Consider the following 19,811-nt stretch of genomic DNA (forward strand, 5'->3'; position numbering starts at 1 on the left):
GCCCCCCCGGGGTCCCCCCCCCCCGTGTGCGGCGGGCGGCCAACCCGGCCCCCCCCCCCCCCCCGGGGGGGGGGGGGGGGCCCCCCCCCCCCGTCGCACTGTTGGAGTCCGATCGCACGAGGACCGCGGACACGCATCTGCAACTGTTGCCACTGCCGACACAGTGGGGAATCGATCTCTACCTGAAAGACGAGTCGACCCATCCGACCGGTTCCCTGAAACACCGACTCGCACGTTCACTGCTCCTGTACGGCCTCGTCAACGGCGACGTCGATGAGCACACCACCCTGGTCGAGGCCTCCAGCGGTTCCACGGCGGTCTCGATCGCTCACTTCGCTCGACTGCTCGGCCTACCGTTCGTTGCCGTGATGCCGCGCAGCACCTCTCCCGCGAAGATCCGACTCATCGAGTTCTACGGAGGCACCTGCTCGTTCGTGGAGACTGCCGATGCGGTGTACGAGTGCGCGGAGAAACTCGGCGAACGACCGCGCTACTTCTACCTCGATCAATTCGCTCGCGCGAGTCTGGTGACCGACTGGCGGGGCAACAACAACATCGCGGCTTCCATCTTCGAACAGATGCGCGCCGAACGGCACCCCGAGCCGAGGTGGATCGTCGTTGGAGCCGGAACCGGCGGCACGAGCGCGACCATCGGCCGCTACAGCCGGTACATCGGCGCCCGCACGCGGCTCTGTGTCGTCGACCCCGAAGGGTCGGCATTCGCCGAGGCATGGCGCACCGGGAGCCGGGATGTCGTGGCGTGCGGTTCACGCATCGAGGGCATCGGCCGCCCCCGGGTGGAACCGTCATTCGTGCCCGCCGTCATCGACGAGGTGCTGCGCGTCGCCGATGCCGACTCGATCGCCGCGATGCGCTGGCTCCACGATCGAATGAATCTCAGTGCCGGGCCCTCCACCGGCACCAATCTCGTCGGGGCCTTCGAGCTCATCGCACGAATGCGCGATGCGGGCGAGACCGGCAGCGTCGTCACCCTCCTGTGCGACTCCGGGTCACGCTACGAGGACAGTTACTACGACGACGACTGGGTGGCGAGCCAGGACATCGATCTGCCGGCCGCCAGGGAACGCATTGAGCGACTCTTCGCGGGCGAGCCGATGACCAGACCTGAGACGAGCACCGACATCACGTCGCACCCGTTGCTGTCCAGACTGCGTGAAGACCTGCGCGATCTCACTGTCTCGGTCGGCCGCGCCGTGTTGATGCCCGACGACGCCGACGGCCTACCCCCCGCGTGGAGGTGGGCGATCGCCCTGCGAGTGGCCAAGGTGCACGAGGACTCCGAGCTGACGGACCGGTACACACGGGCTCTGCGATCGGTCGACGCCGACCTGACCGAGCGCGTCCTCAGCTCGTCGCGCTGGCGAGAGCTGCCCCGCCCGCTCGGCGCGATCCTGGAACACGCCGAACAGGTGGCCTTGGACCCGATCGACTCCGGCGAAGCCGAGATCGCACTGCTCCGAAAGCGCGGCTGCTCACCCCGTGACATCGTCGTCGCGACTCAGGTGGTCGCCTACGTCAGCTACCTGACGCGACTGCTCACCGGTCTGCGCTGCCTCGCTGCTCCAGCCACCGCTGCCGCCACTGTTCCTCCCGCTCGCGACATGGGTGAGGTGCCCGACCCCGCCGAGCGCTTCCCGACCTACCGCTGGCATCCATGGGTTGACGCTCCCGCCCCGCCCGAGAAGGAGGCGGGAGCGGACAGCCGCACCCCCCGCAAGTGGTCGCCGTTCTATCTCACCCTCCTGCACGACCCCGAGGTTCTCGGCGAGCGCACCGCCCTCTACGACGCGATCATGACCGGCAGCGGCGCCCTCGGCCGCGCCGACAGAGAGTTGGCCGCGCTCGCCACCTCGTTGACGACCGGCTGCGAGTACTGCGCCTCGGTACACGGGCGCAGACAGGTGCAGCTGTCCAAGGACCGGGTCAGTGCTCCCGCGCTGGCCACGCACGGAGCCACCGGTCTGGCGGACCTGCGACAGCGCACGCTCGCGTTCATCGCCTCGACCATCGCCGTCACCCCGACGGCTGTCACCGCGGCCCATATCGCCGCATTGCGCGAGGTCGGTCTCGACGACGACGCGGTCGCTGACTTTCTTGCCGTCTGCGCGATGTTCGCCTGGGCGAACCGGCTCATGATGACGCTCGGTCAGCCCGAGGACTGAATCACCCGCCGGTCGACCAGCGAGCCGTCAGGGCCGGCCCGCTTCCCCGCAGGACCCTGCTTCGCCGCGACCCCGCGCTCGGCGAGGCTGTCGCTCGGCTAGAGGGCCCGGCTTCGCCGGGCCCCAATGCTCGGCGAGCTTGTCATCACACCTAGAGGGCCCGGCTTCGCCGCAACGAACGCTCGGCGAGCCTGCCTTCTCGCTTAAAGGTTGCGGATGATGTCTTCGACGCGCTCTTTGGCGTCGCCGAAGAGCATCTGGGTGTTCTCGCGGAAGAACAGCGGGTTCTGCACGCCGGCGTAGCCCGCGGCCATCGACCGCTTGAAGACGATGACATTCTCGGCCTCCCATACGTGCAGGACCGGCATGCCCGCGATGGGGCTGGTCGGGTCCTCCGAGGCGGCCGGGTTGACGGTGTCGTTGGCGCCGATGACGAGCACGACCGAGGTGTCGGCGAAGTCGTCGTTGATCTCGTCCATCTCCAGGACGATGTCGTAGGGCACCTTCGCCTCGGCCAGCAGCACGTTCATGTGTCCGGGCAGGCGGCCGGCGACGGGGTGGATGCCGAACCGCACCTCCACACCCCGCTCGCGCAGCTTGCGCACGAGATCGGCGACGGGGTACTGCGCCTGCGCGACGGCCATGCCGTAGCCCGGCGTGATGATGACGCTCGACGCGTTCTTCAGCAGCTCGGCGGTGTCCTCGGCGACGATCTCGCGGTGCTCGCCGTAGTCGGTGTCGTCACCGCCGCTGGCCTCGATCCCGAAGCCGCCGGCGATCACCGAGATGAAGGACCGGTTCATCGCCTTGCACATGATGTAGGACAGGTAGGCACCCGAGGAGCCCACCAGCGCGCCGGTGACGATGAGCAGGTCGTTGCTCAACAGGAAGCCCGCCGCCGCGGCAGCCCAGCCGGAGTAGCTGTTGAGCATCGAGACCACCACGGGCATGTCGCCGCCGCCGATCGAGGCGACCAGATGCCAGCCCAGCGCGAGCGAGATCAGGGTGACGATGATCATCAGCCAGATATTCGGGGTCGCCACGAACCAGATCGTCAGCGCCACGAAGGCGACCAGCGCGCCGATGTTGAGGTAGTTCTTGCCCGGCAGCATCAGCGGGGCGGACTTGATCCGCGCCGACAGCTTGAGGAAGGCGACGATCGAGCCGGTGAACGTGACGCCACCGATGAAGATGCCGATGAAGACCTCGGCGCTGTGGATCCGCTCCAGCGACTCCAGCGCGTAGACCGGGTGCTGCAGGTAGCCGTTCCAGCCGACGAGCACGGCGGCGAGGCCGACGAAGCTGTGCAGCAGCGCGATGAGCTCGGGCATCCCGGTCATCTCGACCTTCGACGCCCGTATCAGGCCGATCGTCGCGCCGATCGCCATGGCCACCAGCAGCAGCACGATGCCGAGGGTGTCGGAGACGTCGACGACCAGGATGAAGGTCGCGAGCAGGGCGATCGCCATGCCGGCGATGCCATAGGTCACGCCCTGACGGGCGGACTCGTGCTTGGACAGCCCTGCCAGGGACAGGATGAACAGCAGGGCAGCAACGATGTAAGCGGCAGTAGCCACGCTAAAAGCAGTCATGTCGACCAATCAGTCCTTCGGGCTCTGCTCACTTGGAGAACATGCCGAGCATGCGTCGGGTCACGGCGAAGCCGCCGAAGACGTTGATACTGGCCACGAGCACGGCCACGAAGGCCAGCACCCGGATCACGACATCGTCGGTCGCGAGCTGGAGCATCGCACCGACCACGATGATGCCGCTGATCGCATTCGTGACACTCATCAGCGGCGTGTGCAGCGCGTGGTGCACCTTGCCGATCACGTAGTAGCCGATGACGATCGCGAGCGTCAGCACGGTGAAGTGCTGCGGCAATGGCGCCGGAGCGAAGGCGTTCACCAGGAACAGCGCCGCGACGCCGGCAGCCACCAGGGCGTACTTGCCCCGCTGGGTCAGCGCGGGCTTCTCCTCGGCGGCGGGGGCCGGAGCCGAGGCGGCGGACGCGGGGGCCGGCGCGGCCGAGACCTGCACCGGCGGCGGAGGCCACAGCTTCTCCCGGTTGCGCGCGACGGTGATGGCGCGCTGCACCACATCGTCGAAGTCCAGCACCAGCTGGCCGTCCTTCTCCGGAGTCAGCAGCTTGAGCAGGTTGACGAGGTTCGTGCCGTACAGCTGCGAGGCCTGCGTGGGCAGACGGCCGGCGAGGTCGGTGTAGCCGAGGATGATGACGCCGTTGTCGGTGACCACGCGCTCGCCGGGCACCGATCCCTCGACATTACCGCCCTGCGCGGCGGCCATGTCCACGATCACGCTGCCGGGCTTCATGGTGGCCACATCGGCCGCCGTGATCAGCCGGGGCGCCGCGCGGCCGGGGATGAGGGCCGTGGTGATGACGATGTCGACATCGGCCGCCTGCTCCGAATAGATCTCCGCGGCACGGCGGTCATAGGCCTCACTCGTGGCCTTCGCGTACCCATCGGAGGACACTTCCTTGTCCTCATCGGGCACGACGACCTCGAGGTACTCGCCGCCGATGGACTTGACCTGATCGGCGACCTCGGGGCGCGGGTCGGTGGCGCGCACGATCGCACCGAGACTCGAGGCAGCGCCGATCGCGGCCAGACCCGCCACACCGGCACCGGCCACCAGGACCTTGGCCGGCGGGACCTTGCCCGCGGCCGTGACCTGGCCGGTGAAGAAGCGGCCGAACTCGTTGGCAGCCTCGACCACGGCGCGGTAGCCCGCGATATTGGCCATCGAGCTGAGCACGTCCATCGACTGGGCGCGCGAGATGCGCGGCACCGCGTCCATCGCCAGGGCGGTGATGGGCCGCGCCGCGAGCTGATCGACCAGGTCGGGGTTCAGCGCCGGGCTCATCAGGCTCACGACCGTGGCGCCCTCGCGCAGACGGTCCAGCTCGTCCTCGGCGGGAGCGTTCACCTTCAGCACCACATCGGCCGACCAGGCATCCTCGCCCGTTCCGACCGACGCACCTGCCCCGACGAAGGCAGCATCGGGGAAGCTCGCGAGCTCACCGGCCCCCGACTCGACCACGACCTCGTAGCCGAGCTTGATCAATTGCGACGCAGTCGACGGAGTCGCCGCGACACGCGTCTCTCCAGGCACCGACTCGGTGACGATTCCGATCTTCACCTCGCGAACACTAGCGACGAAACGCGATTGTGACCACCGGCTGAGACACGTGTCTCACCATGTGGGGGGTATCGGCCCGATAGGAGAGGGAATGTGACATCGCCAGTGGCACATTTCACATACCAACGGTATCTTAAGCCCATGGCCACGCTCAGTTCCTCCGCCTTCAGCGGAAAAGTCGCCCTCATCACCGGCGCCGCCCGCGGCATCGGCGCTCACACCGCTCGCGAGTTCGTCGCCCACGGCGGCAAGGTCGCGCTCCTCGGCCTCGAGCCTGACCTCCTCGCTCAGCTGGCCGAGGAGCTCGGTGACGACGCGGCCTGGTGGGAGGCCGACGTCCGCGACGGCGAAGCCATCGCTCAGGCCGTCGACAGCGCCGCCGAGCACTTCGGACGGCTCGACTATGTGCTGGCCAATGCCGGTATCGCCTCGTACGGCACCGTGCGTCAGATCGACGACTCAGCCTTCGAGCGGGTCATCGACATCAACATCAACGGCGTGTTCCGGACCGCCAAGCACGCGATCCCCCATCTGCAACGCACGCGCGGATATCTGCTGGTCGTCTCCTCGCTCGCCGCCTTCTCCAATATCGCCGGCCTGGCGCCGTACGCCGCGAGCAAGGCCGGATGCGAATCCCTCGCCGTCGCGATGCGCCAGGAGGTGGCCCACCTCGGCATCACGGTCGGCATCTGCCATCCCTCGTGGATCGACACCGATATCGTGCGCGGGGCCGAGAACGATCTGCCCACGTTCAAGGCGATCCGCAGCAAGCTGCCCTACCCGGCGAACTCGACCACGAGCGTCGAGGAATGTGTCGAGCACATCCTGACCGGCTTCGCGAAGCGCAAGGCCCGCGTCTACGTGCCCAAGGGGGTCTTGATCGCCAACTGGTCCAAGGCCTTCGTCAACTCGCCGGCGACCTGGCCCTATGTCCGTCGCCTGACCCGCAAGACGGTCCCGCAGCTCGAGGCCGAGGTCGATGCGCTGGGTCGCTACCACCACAGTCACGTGCCCATGACCGACCGGCACAGCTGACCCCTTCGCAGAGCGGTGGGGGGGGGGGGGGGCGCCCCCCCCCCCCCCCCCGCGCCCCCCCCCCCCCCCCGACGCACGACCGCCACCCACCCCCCACCGCTGTCGACTGAGAACGGACGCCTACCCACCGCCCGGGGCCCCCGTCACCAGTCGGCGGCGTCGGGGTCCTGCACGGAGGCGGCGAGGGCCGTCATGTGCCCGAGTCGTGCGATCTCCGAGGGCAGGAACTCGGGTCCTCCTCGTCGTCCGACCACGAGAGCGAACCGCTGTCCGCGGCGCAGGCGCCCGGGAGCACCGGCCAGCACCATCGACTCCCAGGCCTCGACATCGTCGAGGGCACGGGAGGAGTCCAGCTCGAGCCACTGCTCCGCCTCGTCGATGAGATGCGGAGCCGCACCCGTGCCGTAGGCCACCTGGACGGCACCGCGCCGGCGCACGATCGCCATCGCCCAGTCCGTGCGGAAGGTATCGGGCACGACATCGACCAGCCGCTCGATGGCCTTCGCCGGCTCGGCGGTGAACGACTCCACCGCCTCGAGATCCATCCGCAGGTTCGCGCCGGCGGCATAGCGTGAGATCCAGTGCACCCGCACGCCGTCCAGCGCATGGCAGGCCGTGATGAGGGCATCGGGCATGACGCTCGGCGGCAGCTCGAGGAGCACGTCGTCGACCGCGAAGCCATCGGACCGGTGCTCGACGATCTCGATGGCCTCGATGTCGGCGCCGGCACTACCGAGTGCCGTCGCCAACGCGCCCAGCGAGCCGGGAACGTCCGGCAACTCGACGCGCAGATGGAATGCCATGGCACCCATTGTGTCGAATCCACGTTTCCCGCACGTGAACCGCCACGATACGGACGAACCCGTAGCACTACGGATAGACCGGATCCGGCTGCCGGAGAGAAGCTGACCCGATCGACCCCTTCGACCGAGGAGAACATCGTGAAAGCACTCTCCATCGCCCTGCGCGGCATCGCCGTCGCCGGCCTCTTGGGCTCCGGCCTGGTACTGACCGCGCCCGCCGCCAGCGCCCAGAACTGCAGCACTGTCCCCGGATATGCCAAACGCATCTCCGGCGGCATCACCGAGTACTACGAGGACGGGCGATGCGGCGTCGACCTGAACCGCCAGGTCACCCCGCCGGCACCGCGGCCCCAGACACCGGCCCCTCCTGCCACCGGCTGCCGGCAGTACCCCGACGGCGAGCTCTGCGGCGCCGGCATCGGCGGTCCGCGTCCGCCCATGTCGCACGACACCTGGCGCCGGCTCTACGGCAGTCCACCGCCGGTCACCTCGGTGCGTGTCGGCGCCCCGGTGAGCATCGGCGGCGGGGGCGGGGGCGGAAGCGTCGGGACGGTCACGGTCGGCCCGATCAGTAACCCCGACAAGGTCAAGAAGTCCGACTCGGCCAAGTAGGAGAGTGACCCACGGGAGCGGGCCGAGGATCGTCTTGGCCCGCTCCCGTACGCTCGGCGCCGTGAACCCCCGGATCGTGCGTCCTCTCTTCCGTGCCATCGCCATCGCCGAGGCGCTCTCGTGGACCGGTCTGCTGATCGGCATGTACATCAAGTACATCGCCGACACCTCCGAGGTCGGGGTCCAGGTCTTCGGCCCCATCCACGGCGGGCTGTTCATGCTCTACATCGCGGTCACCCTGCTCGCCTGGCGCGTGTTCCGGTGGTCGATCCCCACGCTCCTGTGGGGCCTGTTCGCCTCCATCCCACCCCTGGCGACGATCGTCTTCGATATCTGGGCCGAGCGCAGCGGCCGCCTCGACGCCCCCGAACGGGACACCGCGCCCGCCCGCTGACCGGGGCCCTCACCGCTGCTCGGTCGCGATCTCGACCGCCCGAGCAGTGGCGCCGCCGCGCCGCCGCGCCGATACTGAACGCATGCGAGCGATCTGGAAGGGCGCCATCAGCTTCGGGCTCGTCAACGTGCCGGTGAAGCTGTACTCCGCCACGAGCAGCCACGATCTCTCCCTGCACCAGGTGCACGACGAGGACGGAGGCCGCATCCGCTACGAACGCCGGTGCGAGGTGTGCCGGCAGGTCGTCGCCTATAAGAACATCGACAAGGCCTATGACGACGGCACGCAGACCGTCGTGCTGACCAAGGACGACATCTCCTCGCTGCCGGCCGAGAAGAGCCGCGAGATCGACGTGGTGGAGTTCGTCCCCGCCGACCAGATCGATCCGCTACGACTCGACTCCTCCTACTACCTCGAACCCGAGGAACGCGCGCTCAAGCCCTATGCCCTGCTGCGCCGGACGCTCGAGGAGACCGACCGCGCCGCGATCGTGCACTTCGCCCTGCGCCAGCGCACCCGCCTCGGCGTGCTCCGAGTCCGCGACAACGCCCTCGTCCTGCAGACGATGCTGTGGGACGACGAGGTGCGACAGCCGGACTTCGACGTCCTCTCCGGCGAGACGAAGGTGACCGCCAAGGAGCTGAAGATGGCCGAGCAGCTCGTCGACTCCCTCGCCGGAGACCTGGACACCGCCGACTTCACCGACGACTACCAGGAGCAGCTACGCGCACTCGTCGACGCCAAGCTCGAACAGGGCGACACGCTCGACACCGAGAAGACCTTCGGCGTCAGCGAGGAGGACTCCGAGGACGGCGGTGAGGTGGTCGACCTCATGGAGGCGCTCAAGCGCAGCGTCGATGCCCGCAAGAAGAAGACCGGCGGAGCGAAGAAGACCGCCAAGTCGTCGAGCTCGAAGCGCAAGTCCAGCTGACCGCGAGGCCTCAGGCCGTGGGGGCCCCGCCGACCGAGCTTCCGCGATGGCGCACGATCGCCTCGGCCACGTCGCGCAGCTTGCGGTTGCCGTCCTGGGAGTAGCGTCGCAGGACGTCGAAGGCACGGTCGGAGTCGAGATCGAAGCGCTCCATCAGGATGCCCTGCGCCTGGCCGATGAGCTTGCGCGCGTCGATCGCCGACATGAGCCCGTCCTCGCTGTGCGATGCGGCCAGGGCCACCGAGGCGTGCCGGCCGAGGATCTCGGCCACCGCGAGATCCTCGGGGGTGAAGGCGTCCGGGTCGTCGGCGTAGATGTTCAGCGATCCGTAGCGGCGTTGGCGGGTCTCCAGGCGGACGCTGATCGCGCTGCGGATCCCGAGCTTCTCGACGGCGCGTCCCCAGGTCGGCCACCGCTCGTCCCGCGCGACATCGTTCGAGAGATAGCTGCCGACCCCCTCGAGGGCGTCGAGACACGGTCCTTCGTCGTGGGTGCGCTGCAGCTCGTGCGACTCCTCCACCCGCGGCGAGGTCGAGGCCGCGGTCTCGATGCGCTGCCGTGCGTGGACGAGCATGATCCCCGAGTCACTGCCGCCGATCGCCGACTGCGCGAACTTGGTGATCAGATCAACGGTCTGCTCCGTGGACGGCTGGTCGTACAGCTCCAACGCCATCTCGGAGAAGAACTCCGACGTGCCCATGGCCATCCTCTCGACCTATCGTGAGGCTTCAGCGTAGATCACGCGAGGTCCGCGAGGGGAGGCAATAGCGATGAGCAGTGCTCAGACGGTGACCATCGACGGACGGCTGCTGCGTCTCACCCATCCCGACAAAGTGCTGTATCCGGCGACCGGCACCACGAAGGCCGAGGTGATCGACTACCTCGTGCAGGTCGCCCCGGTGATGCTGCCGCACCTCTCGCGACGTCCGGTGACCCGCAAACGCTGGGTGAACGGCGTCGGCACCTCGGACGCGCCCGGCGATGTCTTCTTCGAGAAGAACCTCCCTGACTCGGCGCCGTCCTGGATCCGCCAGGTCACCGTGCAGCACCGCTCGCACCGCAATGTCTATCCGGTGTTCGCGAGCGTGGCCGATCTCGCCTGGGCCGGTCAGGTCGCCGCGCTGGAGCTGCACGTCCCGCAGTGGCGCGTCGACGATCTCGGCGAGCCGCTCCGTCCCGATCGACTCGTCCTCGACCTCGATCCGGGCCCCGGTGCCGGGCTGGCCGAGGCCGTCGAGGTCGCCCACGCCGCCCGCGAGCTGCTCGCGGATGTCGGTCTCGAGGCGGTCCCGGTGACCTCGGGCAGCAAGGGCCTCCACCTGTACTGCTCGGTCGACGGGAGCCGCGGTGCGGAGTATCTGAGCTCCTTCGCCAAGCAGCTCGCGGTCGCCTTGGAGGAGGCGCACCCCGATCTCGTGGTGAGCTCGATGGCCAAGGCCAAGCGGGGCGGCAAGGTCCTCGTCGACTGGAGTCAGAACAACGGCAACAAGACCACGATCTGCCCGTACTCGCTGCGCGGTCGCGAGCATCCCACGGTCGCGGTGCCCCGGTCCTGGGACGAGTTGGACGGTGACCTCCGCCAGCTCGAGTACGGCGAGGTCCTCGAGCGGCTCCGCGACAGCGGCGACCCGATGGCCGGGTTGGCCCCGCCGACCCCCGACCGACTCGACACCTATCGCTCCATGCGCGACGCCTCCGCCACCCCCGAGCCGGTACCGAGCGAACGGCCGCGTCCCCGCGAGAGCGATGAGTTGCGCTTCGTGATCCAGGAGCACGCGGCCCGACGCCGGCACTGGGACTTCCGGCTGGAGCGAGACGGCGTGCTGGTCTCGTGGGCGCTGCCCAAGGGAGTGCCCGACGATCCGTCGCGCAACCATCTCGCCGTCCCGACCGAGGACCACCCGCTGGAGTACGCGAGCTTCCACGGCGACATCCCGAAGGGCCAGTACGGCGCCGGGCATGTGGACATCTGGGACAGCGGCACCTACACGGCGAGCAAGTGGCGCGACGACGAGGTCATCGCCACCCTGCACGGGAGCGACAGCGGCGGTCTCGGTGGCGCCGCCCGCACCTTCGCCCTCATCCGCACCGGTGAGAACTGGCTCATCCACCTGATGAAAGACCAACGCTCCGACCCGCCCGCCGATATCGGCTTCGTGCGGCCCATGCTCGCGACGCTGGCCGACCCGCGCGATGTCCGCGAGGGCAGGTGGGCGTTCGAGATGAAGTGGGACGGGGTCCGGGCGGTGATCGCGGTCGACGAGGAGCGGGCCAGGATCTTCAGCCGCGCTGGCCGCGATGTCACCGCCAGCTATCCCGAGGTCGCCGAGGCGGCCCGGGAGAGCATCGCCCCCGGCACGGTGATCGACGGGGAGATCGTCGCCCTCGACGCGCAGGCGATCCCGAGTTTCGGCCTTCTGCAGCGCCGGATGGGGGTGGAGAAGGAGCGCGAGGTGCGGGCCCTGATCGATGAGGTGCCGGTCACCTATCTCGCCTTCGACCTCCTGGTGGGTGACGGGCGTTCGCTGCAGGACTCCACCTACGACGAGCGCCGCCGCGCGCTGCGCGATCTCCATCTCGACGCCGAGATCCTCGTCACCCCCGAGGCGTTCACGGGGTCCCTGGAGGATGCGATCGCCGCCAGCCGGCGCTCGAAGCTCGAGGGGGTCGTGGCCAAGCGTCGCGACAGCCGGTACGTGGCCGGGGAACGCTCGCCCGCCTGGCTGAAGATCAAGCACCAGCATGCCCAGTCGGTCGTCGTCGGCGGCTGGCGTCCCGGCGCGCCGAAGGGCTTCGGCTCTCTGCTCGTCGGCATTCCCGGGCCCGAGGGGTTGCGTTACATCGGACGTGTCGGGACGGGATTCTCGGACCGGCAGCGGGCCCAGCTGAGCGCGATCCTGCGGCGCGGGAAGCGCGTGACGCCGCCTTTCGTCGACGTGCCGGCGGACGTCGCGGCGGATGCGATCTGGACTTCACCTTCGGTTGTGGGTGAAGTCGTCTACGCTGGCTGGACCGGCTCAGGAATCCTCCGCCATGCAGTCTGGCGTGGAATACGGAAAGATCTAGGACCGGATGACGTCCACATCGAATCGAAGGAGTGAGCGATGGGAAAGCGCAAGAAGGCCAAGGCTCTGCGCGCGCAGGTCGAGGAGCTGGCAGGACATCTGCCTGATCGGGAGGAGTTCGCCGATCTCCGCGACCAGGTGGTGGATCGTCTCCCCGACAAGAAGGAGCTGGTCTCGCTGCGTGACCAGCTCATCGACCGCCTGCCCGATGATGTCAGCGATCGCCTGCCGGTCGAGACCAAGAAGAAGAAGCGCTTCAAGGCCGTCCGCCGCCTCGCGGTCGTCGGTCTGGTCGCCGCCGGGATCGGTGGTGTCGTCGCCTACCTGAAGGCCAAGGCCGACGACGCCCAGGTGCCGCCGTACACCCCGCCGCCGAGCCCCACGGATCCGCCCAAGCCCGCGGTCTGAGACTTCGCAGCTGACGACGGCCCCCGCACGCGTGAAGCGTCCGGGGGCCGTCGTCTGTCCGCGCGCTCGCCTGTACCCCCCGCCCGCACCGCCCCGGGCGAGGAAGGTGCCCCTGACATGACGAAGCGGCCCCCGAGCGTATCGGGGGCCGCATCGTCGAGGGAGAGCCTCAGTCCTTGAAGGCGTCCTTGACGTTCTCGCCGGCCTGCTTGAAGCTCGACTTCGTCTGGTCGCCCTTGCCCTCGGCCTCCTTGGACTTGTCGTCGGTGACCTTGCCGGTGGCCTCCTTCGCCTTGCCCTTGAGGTCCTCGGCCGCGTTCTTGATCTTGTCGTCCAGTCCCATGGGTACTCAGTCCTTTCGATGGGGGCCTGATGTCTCCAGTGAACCGCGCACACCGCCACCGCGCATCTTGAACAGCACCCCACGGCCGTGATATGTGCCATGTCGAGAACTCGACTGCGGTACATGAGCAACCTCATCGGGAGGCAATGGGGTTGACGGTCTACCCCCACGGGCATGGTGAGGTTGACCAGGTACCGCTCGGCCGCAGGTTCCTAGTGGTCCAGTTCGGAGCGGGTGGGCGGGTCGGCGCCGGGCCGGCTCACCGTGATCGCCGCGATCCGCAGCGCTCGCTCGGCGACCTCGTCGAGATCCCACGCGGCCGGCGAGGCCGAGAGGGTGGCATCCACGAGCGCGGCCATCAGGCTGTCCCCCGCTCCCACCGTGTCGCTGACCTCCACCCGCGGCGCGGGATACTCCCGCACGCGGTCACCGGGGCCGAAGACCTCGACGCCCTCGCCTCCACGGGTCAGCACGACCGACTCCGGACCGAGCCCCGCCCAACGCTCCGCGACCTCCCGCGCCGGCTCGGCGGGATACAGCCAGGCGAGGTCCTCGTCGCTCACCTTGACCAGCGTGCTGCGCCGCACCCAGTCCTCGACGAGGGCGCGGCTCTCCTCGCGCGGCGGGATGAGGCTCGGACGGATGTTCGGGTCGTAGGTCACCACGATGTCGTCGCCGAGACCGTCGACGAGCTCACGGACACGCCCGGCTCCTGGCTCGCGCAATGCCGACAGCGAACCGATGTGGACCACCCGCGGTGCGTCGTCGATGCTCAGCGAGGCGATGTCCCACACGAGATCGAAGTCGTACTGGGCGCTGCCGTCCGCCGCCAGGGTCGCCCGCGCCGTCGCGGTGCGCGCGAGCGGATGCGCGTCGACCTCGACATCCGAATCCCCCAGCCACCCGCGGACGCGCCGACCGCGGTCGTCATCGCCGAGGGCGGTCAGCAGCCGCACCGATCGCTCGAGCCGGCCGAGACCCAGCGCGACATTGGCCGGACTCCCGCCCGGGTACTCGTCGTCCCCGCGACCGGGACGCACGATGATGTCGACGAGAGCCTCACCGATGACCATGACCTCTGCACCCACGGCGCCATCCTCCCACTGCCCCGGCCCGCCGAGCGGTCAGCCCAGGGCGCGATCGAGATTGAGCGCAGCGCTGATGAGCGCCAGGTGGGTGAACGCCTGCGGGAAGTTGCCGAGCTGATCGCCCGTCGCCCCGACCTGCTCGGCATACAGCCCGAGGTGGTTGGCATAGGTGAACATCTTCTCCAGCGCGATCTCGGCCTCCTCCAGACGGCCCGCCCGGGTCAGCGCCTCGACGTACCAGAAGGAGCACAGGCTGAACGTGCCCTCCTCCCCGTCGAGTCCGTCCGGGGCGTCGTCGATGTCGTAGCGGAAGACGAGGCTGTCGGCCACGAGCCGCTCCTCGATCGCGGCGAGCGTGGACAGGAAGCGGGGATCGACCGGGGAGGTGAACTTGACCATCGGCATCAGCAGCACGCCGGCGTCCAGAGCCGAGCCGCCCTCGGACTGTACGAAGGCCTGCAGCTCTTCATTCCAACAGTTCTCCATGATCGCCGCGTGGATCTCGTCACGGACACGTGACCATTCCTCCAGGTCGCCGGGCAGGCTGCGGAAGCGCGCCATCCGGATCATCCGCTCGACGGCGACCCAGCACATGAGCCGGGAGGTGGTGTGCTTGCGGCCCTCCTCGCGGATCTCCCACATGCCGGCGTCCTCGTCGTCCCAGTGCTCGAGCAGCCAGTCGAGCACGCGACGCAGGTCAGACCACGCGTCCTGGCTGATGCCCGGGCCGTACTTGTTGTAGAGGTAGATCGAGTCGATGACCTCGCCGTAGATGTCCAACTGCAGCTGGTCGACCGCGGCATTGCCGACCCGGACGGGCTGGGAGTCCAGGTAGCCCCGCAGGTGATCCAGCGCATGCTCGTCGACCGGGGTGTCGCCGTCGATGTCGTAGAGCACGCGCAACGGACCGAGATCGTGGTCGGCGTGGTCCTCGTCGCCCAGTCGTTCGGAGAGCCACCGCACGAAGGCGCCGGCCTCGTCGGTGAATCCCAGGCGCAGCAGGCCGTACAAGGTGAACCCGGCGTCGCGGATCCACACATACCGGTAGTCCCAGTTGCGCCCGCCGCCGACCCGCTCGGGCAGGCTCGTGGTCGGCGCGGCCACCACCGCCCCACTCGGCTCGTGCGTCAGCAGCTTCAAGGTGATGGCGGAGCGATGGACCGTCTCGCGCCATCGGCCCTGGTAGCGCGAGGTCGCCAGCCACCCGCGCCAGAAGCGCGAGGTCTTCTCGAACAGTGCGTGGGTGTCCTCGTCGCCGCAGGGCTCGAGGGCGTCGCCGTCCTCGAGCGCTTCGAGCACGAACAAGACGGACTCGCCGCTGTCGAGCATGACATCGGCGCATACATCGGGGCCGTCGATCGTGAGCTCGGCCGTCGAGCTGAGACCCAGCCGCGTGCGCGGGCCAGTCAGGAGGACACCGCCGTCGACCCCCTCCAGATGGGGATCCTCGCGGGCGTAGTCCGGTCTCACGGCCACCCGGGTCGAGATCCGGGCCTTTCCCCGCACAGCGGTGACGCGCCGCACCAGCCGCTGTCGGTGGTCGTCATCGTGTGCACCGGTGACCGGCATGAAGTCGTGGACCTCGACCACCCCCTCCTCGGTGAGGAATCGGGTCGCGAGGATCGCGGTGTCGGGGAAGTAGAACTGCTGCGTGCGGACCGCGCCGTCGACCGGGCGCAGGACCCACGAGCCTCCCTTCTCGGGATCGAGCAGAGAAGCGAAGACGCTCGGCTGGTCGAAGCGGCTCGGACAGAACCACGAGACCGTGCCGTCAGTGCCCACGAGGGCCGCGGTGCGCAGGTCGCCGATGAGACCGTGATCGGCGATGGGCAGGAACTCCGGGCCCCCGTCCTCCTCAGCCATCGTCGCGTCCGACCCGCCACCCGATGGCGCCCGGCAGTTCCAGCGCGGCCTCCGGCCCCCACGACCCCTGGGCATAGGGCACCGGCTCGGGAGGGTCGTCCAAGACCGGAGTCACGACCTGCCACAGACGGTCGATCTCGTCCGAACGCGTGAACAGGGTCTGCTCGCCGCGCATGGCGTCGAGCAGCAGACGCTCGTAGGCCTCCAAGGGAGCGGAGTCCGTCTCGGCCGGCACCTCGATCGCGACGGCCGAGCGCACCAGAGACATCTCCGGGCCCGGCCGCTTCGCCCAGATCTCCATCCCGATCTCAGGCTCGTCGCCGATCTCGAGGACGAGCTGATCCGGGCAGTCGATCTGATCGCCGAAGCGACCGCCGGCCGGTGTGCGGAAGGTGAGGGTGATGGTGCGGCGGGTCGCGGCCAGCGCCTTGCCGGTGCGCAGATAGAAAGGCACACCGTCCCACCGGTCGTTGTCGACGAACACCTCCACCGCCACGAAGGTCTCCACCTGCGACTGGGGATCGACATCGTCCTCGTCGCGATAACCCTCGTACTGCCCGAAGACCACCCGCTCGGGGTCGAGCGGCTTCATCGCGGCGAAGACCTTCGCCTTCTCATTGCGCAGGCTCAGCGCGTCGAGGTGCACGGGCGGCTCCATGGCGACGAAGCCGAGCACCTGACTCAGGTGGGTCACGATCATGTCGCGGAAGGCGCCGATGCCCTCGTAGAACGAGCCACGGCCTTCGATGGTGAGCTCCTCGGGCACGTCGATCTGCACCGAGGCCACGTGCCCGCGATTCCAGGCCGGCTCGAGCAGACCGTTGGCGAAGCGCAAGGCCAGGATGTTCTGCACCGCCTCCTTGCCGAGGAAGTGGTCGATGCGGAAGACCTGGTCCTCGGCGACCACCTCCTTCAAGGCCGCGTCCAGCTCGCGCGACGAGGGCAGGTCGCTGCCGAAGGGCTTCTCGACGATGAGCCGTGCGCCGTCCGCGATGCCGGTCTCCCCCAGCATCCGCACGATCCCGGTCATCGCCGAGGGAGGCACCGACAGGTAGACGAGCACGCGAGCGTCGCCGCCCAGCTCGTCGCGCGCATCGCCGACCGCGGCCGCGAGATCCTCACCGTCGTCGGCCGAGGTCACGAACGAGGCCCGGTCGGTCAGCCTCTCCACCACGGCCGGATCGGTATCGCCGACGAAGCGGTCGAGCGCCCCCTCGATGACCGCACCGAAGTCCCCGCCCTCGGGCTCGTGCCGGCCGGTCCCGATGAGGCGGAAGTCCGGGGGCAGCAGACCGGCCGCGGCGAGCGCGTATAGACCCGGATAGAGCTTGCGACTGGCGAGGTCGCCGTTGGCGCCGAACAGGACGATGACCTGCGGCTCGAGATGATCGGACGGGGTGGACTCCACGGATCGCTCCTCGCAGATGGACGGGGATTTCACGCTACGACCGTGGGCGTCCACCTGCACGATGAAGGCGACAGGGCCCCCAGATGCGCTCCGGCGGCACAGGGATTAGTGTGGACCGCTTACCCTTGAGCCGGTCATCAGAAATCAGGGAGCACCATGGGCAAGCGCGGCCGGCACATCATCCGCCCCAAGCGCAAACGACGGATCATCACCAGCGTGATCGTGGCCGTCGTGCTGCCCGTGCTCCTCGTGGGCGGTATCGCGCTCAAGCTCGCCGGCAATGTGAAGACGATCGACGTCGACACGACGGCGGCCTCCGAGCCCGATGGTCCGCTGAACATCCTCATCATCGGCTCGGACAGCCGCTCGGCTGGTGAGGGCAAGTACGGCGAGGACGACGGCAGCGGGCGCAGCGACTCGATGGTCCTCGCGCATCTCTCCGAGGACGACTCCCGGGTCGACGCCGTGCAGATCCCCCGCGATCTCACCACCGAGGTCCCCGCCTGCGAGGACGACGGCTTCGCCGGTGGCCTCAGCATGATCAACGCCACCTTCGAATACGGTCCCGGCTGCGCCGTGAAGGCCGTACAGGAGGTGACCGGGGTCCCGGTTCACCACTTCGTCGTGCTCGACTTCGACGGTTTCGCCGGCATGGTCGATGCGATCGGCGGTATCGAGATGTGCTTGGAGGAGCCGGTGCGCGACGAGCTCTCGATGGTCGACCTGGACGCGGGGCGGCACGAGCTCGACGGCGAGCAGGCCCTCGCCCTGGCGCGCACCCGGCACGCCTTCGGCGACGGATCGGACATCGCCCGCCTCGAACATCAACAGCTGGTGATGTCCTCGATCGCGCAGAAGGCCACCAGCCAGGGCGTGCTGACCCGTCCGGATCGTCTCGTGCGGCTGCTCGACGCGGTCACCAAGTCGCTCACGGTGGACGACGAGCTGGGGAGTGTCGGCGACATGACCGGGCTCGCGCGCCGGCTCGCGCGGGTGCCGCTCTCGGGCATCACCTTCCAGGTCATGCCCTGGCAGCCCGCCAGCTTCGACGAGAACCGCGTCGAGATGACCGACGAGGCTCGTGCGCTCTTCGCCGCGCTGCGCGACGACGTCCCTCCGGGCCAGGAGACGGCGGCCGAGGAGACCACGGAGCCTGCCGATCCCGCGGCCCCCGAGCAGCCCGAACAGCCCGGTTCCTCCACTGGTCCCAGCGCCGGCGCCACCACCGCCGACACCTCCATCTGCGGCTGAGGCCAGCTCTCCCCGCCTCATGGCGGTAGCTGGTCAACCCTTCGCGCCTCCGTCCCGTGCGCAGCGGTAGCTGGTCAACCCCATCCAGCCTCGATGACGTTGACCAGCTACCCCTACCCGCGACGAGAGGTTGATGACCTACCGCCCTCTGGCGAGTATCGACGTGGTGGCCGCTAGATCGGATCTAGCGGGCTCCTCGCGCCTTCTGGGTGAAACCAACGAGAGGAGTGAGCCGTGTCCGATGCGGCCATCGAAGTCCGCGGACTCGTCAAGAGATTCGGCGACACCGCCGCGGTCGACGGAATCGACCTGACCGTGCCCGCCGGGACGGTCTACGGCGTCCTCGGCCCCAACGGAGCCGGCAAGACGACCACCGTGAAGATGCTGGCGACCTTGCTGCGCCCCGACGACGGGGAGGCCCGCGTCTTCGGCCACGATGTCGTCCGTGAGGCCGATACCGTGCGCGGTCTCGTCGCGATGACCGGTCAGTACGCCTCGGTCGACGAGGACCTCACCGGCCAGGAGAATCTCGTCCTGCTCGGCCGGCTGCTGGGCTACTCGAAGAAGGCGGCCGCGGCGCGATCCGATCTCTTCCTCGAGACGCTCGGCCTGACCGCCGCCGCACGGCGTCAGGTCAAGAACTACTCCGGCGGCATGCGCCGGCGACTCGATATCGCCGCGAGCCTGCTGTCGGTGCCCCAGCTGCTGTTCCTGGACGAGCCCACCACCGGGCTCGACCCGCGCAGCCGCAACCAGGTGTGGGAGATCATCCGCGCCATCGTGGGCCAGGGCACCACCGTGCTGCTCACCACCCAGTACCTCGACGAGGCCGACCAGCTCGCCTCCCGCATCGCCGTGATCGACGAGGGCAAGGTCATCGCCGAGGGCACCAAGGGCGAGCTCAAGGCCTCGATCGGGCTCGGCAGCGTCCACGTCCGGCTGCGCGACGCCGAACGACGCGAGCAGGCCGCGGCCATCCTCGCGGAGACCCTCGCGGCGGACATCCAGCGCGATGCCGATCCGGTGGCGCTCACCGCCCGCGTCCGCGAGCAGGAGGACATCGGCAGTGGTCCGGTCAGCGAGATGGCCGCGCATCAGACCGGTGTGGCCCTCGGCGAGCTCGCGCGGGCGGGCATCGTCGTGGACGCCTTCTCCATGGGGCAGCCGAGCCTCGACGAGGTCTTCCTCGCTCTCACCGACCGACCCGCTACGACCGAGGAGGATGCGGCATGAGCGAGCGCCAGCGAGCGAACGGACAAGGTGTC

At 68.9% G+C, this 19,811-nt stretch carries 17 protein-coding genes; 9 read left to right on the forward strand and 8 right to left on the reverse strand.

Annotated elements, in window-relative coordinates; genetic code table 11:
- Positions 1 to 101: 101 nt before the first annotated feature.
- Positions 102 to 2,183, forward strand: coding sequence for a pyridoxal-phosphate dependent enzyme (locus JL108_RS20210; protein ID WP_275888620.1), 2,082 nt, complete (start codon positions 102 to 104; stop codon positions 2,181 to 2,183).
- 203 nt (positions 2,184 to 2,386) lie between these two features.
- On the opposite strand, the gene pntB is transcribed toward JL108_RS20210, so the two are convergent.
- Together pntB and JL108_RS09700 are read right to left on the reverse strand one after the other, a co-directional pair.
- Positions 2,387 to 3,775 carry a Re/Si-specific NAD(P)(+) transhydrogenase subunit beta gene (pntB, locus tag JL108_RS09695; protein WP_205198106.1) on the reverse strand — a complete coding sequence of 463 codons (1,389 nt, stop codon included), beginning with the start codon at positions 3,773 to 3,775 and terminating at the stop codon, positions 2,387 to 2,389.
- Positions 3,776 to 3,803: 28 nt separating this feature from the next.
- Positions 3,804 to 5,345 carry a Re/Si-specific NAD(P)(+) transhydrogenase subunit alpha gene (locus JL108_RS09700; protein ID WP_205198107.1) on the reverse strand — a complete coding sequence of 514 codons (1,542 nt, stop codon included), beginning with the start codon at positions 5,343 to 5,345 and terminating at the stop codon, positions 3,804 to 3,806.
- 141 nt (positions 5,346 to 5,486) lie between these two features.
- On the opposite strand from JL108_RS09700, the gene JL108_RS09705 reads away from it, so the two are divergent.
- The gene (locus tag JL108_RS09705) at positions 5,487 to 6,380 is read left to right on the forward strand and encodes an SDR family oxidoreductase (RefSeq protein ID WP_205198108.1); all 894 of its coding nucleotides are present in this window, start codon (positions 5,487 to 5,489) and stop codon (positions 6,378 to 6,380) included.
- A gap of 143 nt (positions 6,381 to 6,523) precedes the next feature.
- Here JL108_RS09705 and JL108_RS09710 read toward each other — a convergent pair whose 3' ends face one another.
- Positions 6,524 to 7,183, reverse strand: coding sequence for an amino acid-binding protein (locus JL108_RS09710; protein ID WP_143912850.1), 660 nt, complete (start codon positions 7,181 to 7,183; stop codon positions 6,524 to 6,526).
- A gap of 138 nt (positions 7,184 to 7,321) precedes the next feature.
- Here JL108_RS09710 and JL108_RS09715 point away from each other — a divergent pair, with 138 nt between their 5' ends.
- From JL108_RS09715 to JL108_RS09725, 3 genes are all read left to right on the forward strand, one after another.
- Positions 7,322 to 7,795, forward strand: a complete 474-nt coding sequence (locus JL108_RS09715) for a hypothetical protein (protein ID WP_205198109.1) — start codon at positions 7,322 to 7,324, stop codon at positions 7,793 to 7,795.
- 61 nt (positions 7,796 to 7,856) lie between these two features.
- Positions 7,857 to 8,189: a DUF3817 domain-containing protein gene (locus JL108_RS09720; RefSeq protein ID WP_307837233.1), complete on the forward strand. Its 333-nt coding sequence runs from the start codon at positions 7,857 to 7,859 to the stop codon at positions 8,187 to 8,189.
- An 82-nt stretch (positions 8,190 to 8,271) separates the two neighbouring features.
- Complete coding sequence (locus JL108_RS09725; protein ID WP_143912853.1) at positions 8,272 to 9,120, forward strand: Ku protein; 849 nt, start codon at positions 8,272 to 8,274, stop codon at positions 9,118 to 9,120.
- Between the two features lie 10 nt (positions 9,121 to 9,130).
- On the opposite strand, the gene JL108_RS09730 is transcribed toward JL108_RS09725, so the two are convergent.
- The gene (locus tag JL108_RS09730) at positions 9,131 to 9,826 is read right to left on the reverse strand and encodes a GAF and ANTAR domain-containing protein (protein ID WP_205198111.1); all 696 of its coding nucleotides are present in this window, start codon (positions 9,824 to 9,826) and stop codon (positions 9,131 to 9,133) included.
- Between the two features lie 64 nt (positions 9,827 to 9,890).
- On the opposite strand from JL108_RS09730, the gene JL108_RS09735 reads away from it, so the two are divergent.
- Positions 9,891 to 12,221, forward strand: a complete 2,331-nt coding sequence (locus tag JL108_RS09735) for an ATP-dependent DNA ligase (RefSeq protein ID WP_205198112.1) — start codon at positions 9,891 to 9,893, stop codon at positions 12,219 to 12,221.
- 3 nt (positions 12,222 to 12,224) lie between these two features.
- Complete coding sequence (locus tag JL108_RS09740) at positions 12,225 to 12,593, forward strand: hypothetical protein (RefSeq protein WP_143912856.1); 369 nt, start codon at positions 12,225 to 12,227, stop codon at positions 12,591 to 12,593.
- Positions 12,594 to 12,762: 169 nt separating this feature from the next.
- Here JL108_RS09740 and JL108_RS09745 read toward each other — a convergent pair whose 3' ends face one another.
- From JL108_RS09745 to zwf, 4 genes are all read right to left on the reverse strand, one after another.
- The gene (locus JL108_RS09745) at positions 12,763 to 12,936 is read right to left on the reverse strand and encodes a CsbD family protein (RefSeq protein WP_143912857.1); all 174 of its coding nucleotides are present in this window, start codon (positions 12,934 to 12,936) and stop codon (positions 12,763 to 12,765) included.
- Between the two features lie 212 nt (positions 12,937 to 13,148).
- A complete protein-coding gene (locus tag JL108_RS09750; RefSeq protein ID WP_205198113.1) occupies positions 13,149 to 14,024 on the reverse strand; it encodes a carbohydrate kinase in 876 nt (291 codons plus the stop codon).
- 36 nt (positions 14,025 to 14,060) lie between these two features.
- Positions 14,061 to 15,887 carry a glycoside hydrolase family 15 protein gene (locus JL108_RS09755; RefSeq protein ID WP_205198114.1) on the reverse strand — a complete coding sequence of 609 codons (1,827 nt, stop codon included), beginning with the start codon at positions 15,885 to 15,887 and terminating at the stop codon, positions 14,061 to 14,063.
- Positions 15,880 to 17,328, reverse strand: coding sequence for a glucose-6-phosphate dehydrogenase (zwf, locus tag JL108_RS09760; RefSeq protein ID WP_307837234.1), 1,449 nt, complete (start codon positions 17,326 to 17,328; stop codon positions 15,880 to 15,882). The genes JL108_RS09755 and zwf overlap by 8 nt, the downstream gene beginning before the upstream one ends.
- 123 nt (positions 17,329 to 17,451) lie before the next feature.
- On the opposite strand from zwf, the gene JL108_RS09765 reads away from it, so the two are divergent.
- Positions 17,452 to 18,546, forward strand: coding sequence for an LCP family protein (locus tag JL108_RS09765; RefSeq protein WP_205198115.1), 1,095 nt, complete (start codon positions 17,452 to 17,454; stop codon positions 18,544 to 18,546).
- Positions 18,547 to 18,780: 234 nt separating this feature from the next.
- Complete coding sequence (locus JL108_RS09770; RefSeq protein ID WP_205198116.1) at positions 18,781 to 19,779, forward strand: ATP-binding cassette domain-containing protein; 999 nt, start codon at positions 18,781 to 18,783, stop codon at positions 19,777 to 19,779.
- Positions 19,780 to 19,811: the final 32 nt, after the last annotated feature.

This window comes from Aeromicrobium sp. YIM 150415 (genome assembly GCF_016918125.1).
Lineage (GTDB): Bacteria > Actinomycetota > Actinomycetes > Propionibacteriales > Nocardioidaceae > Aeromicrobium > Aeromicrobium piscarium.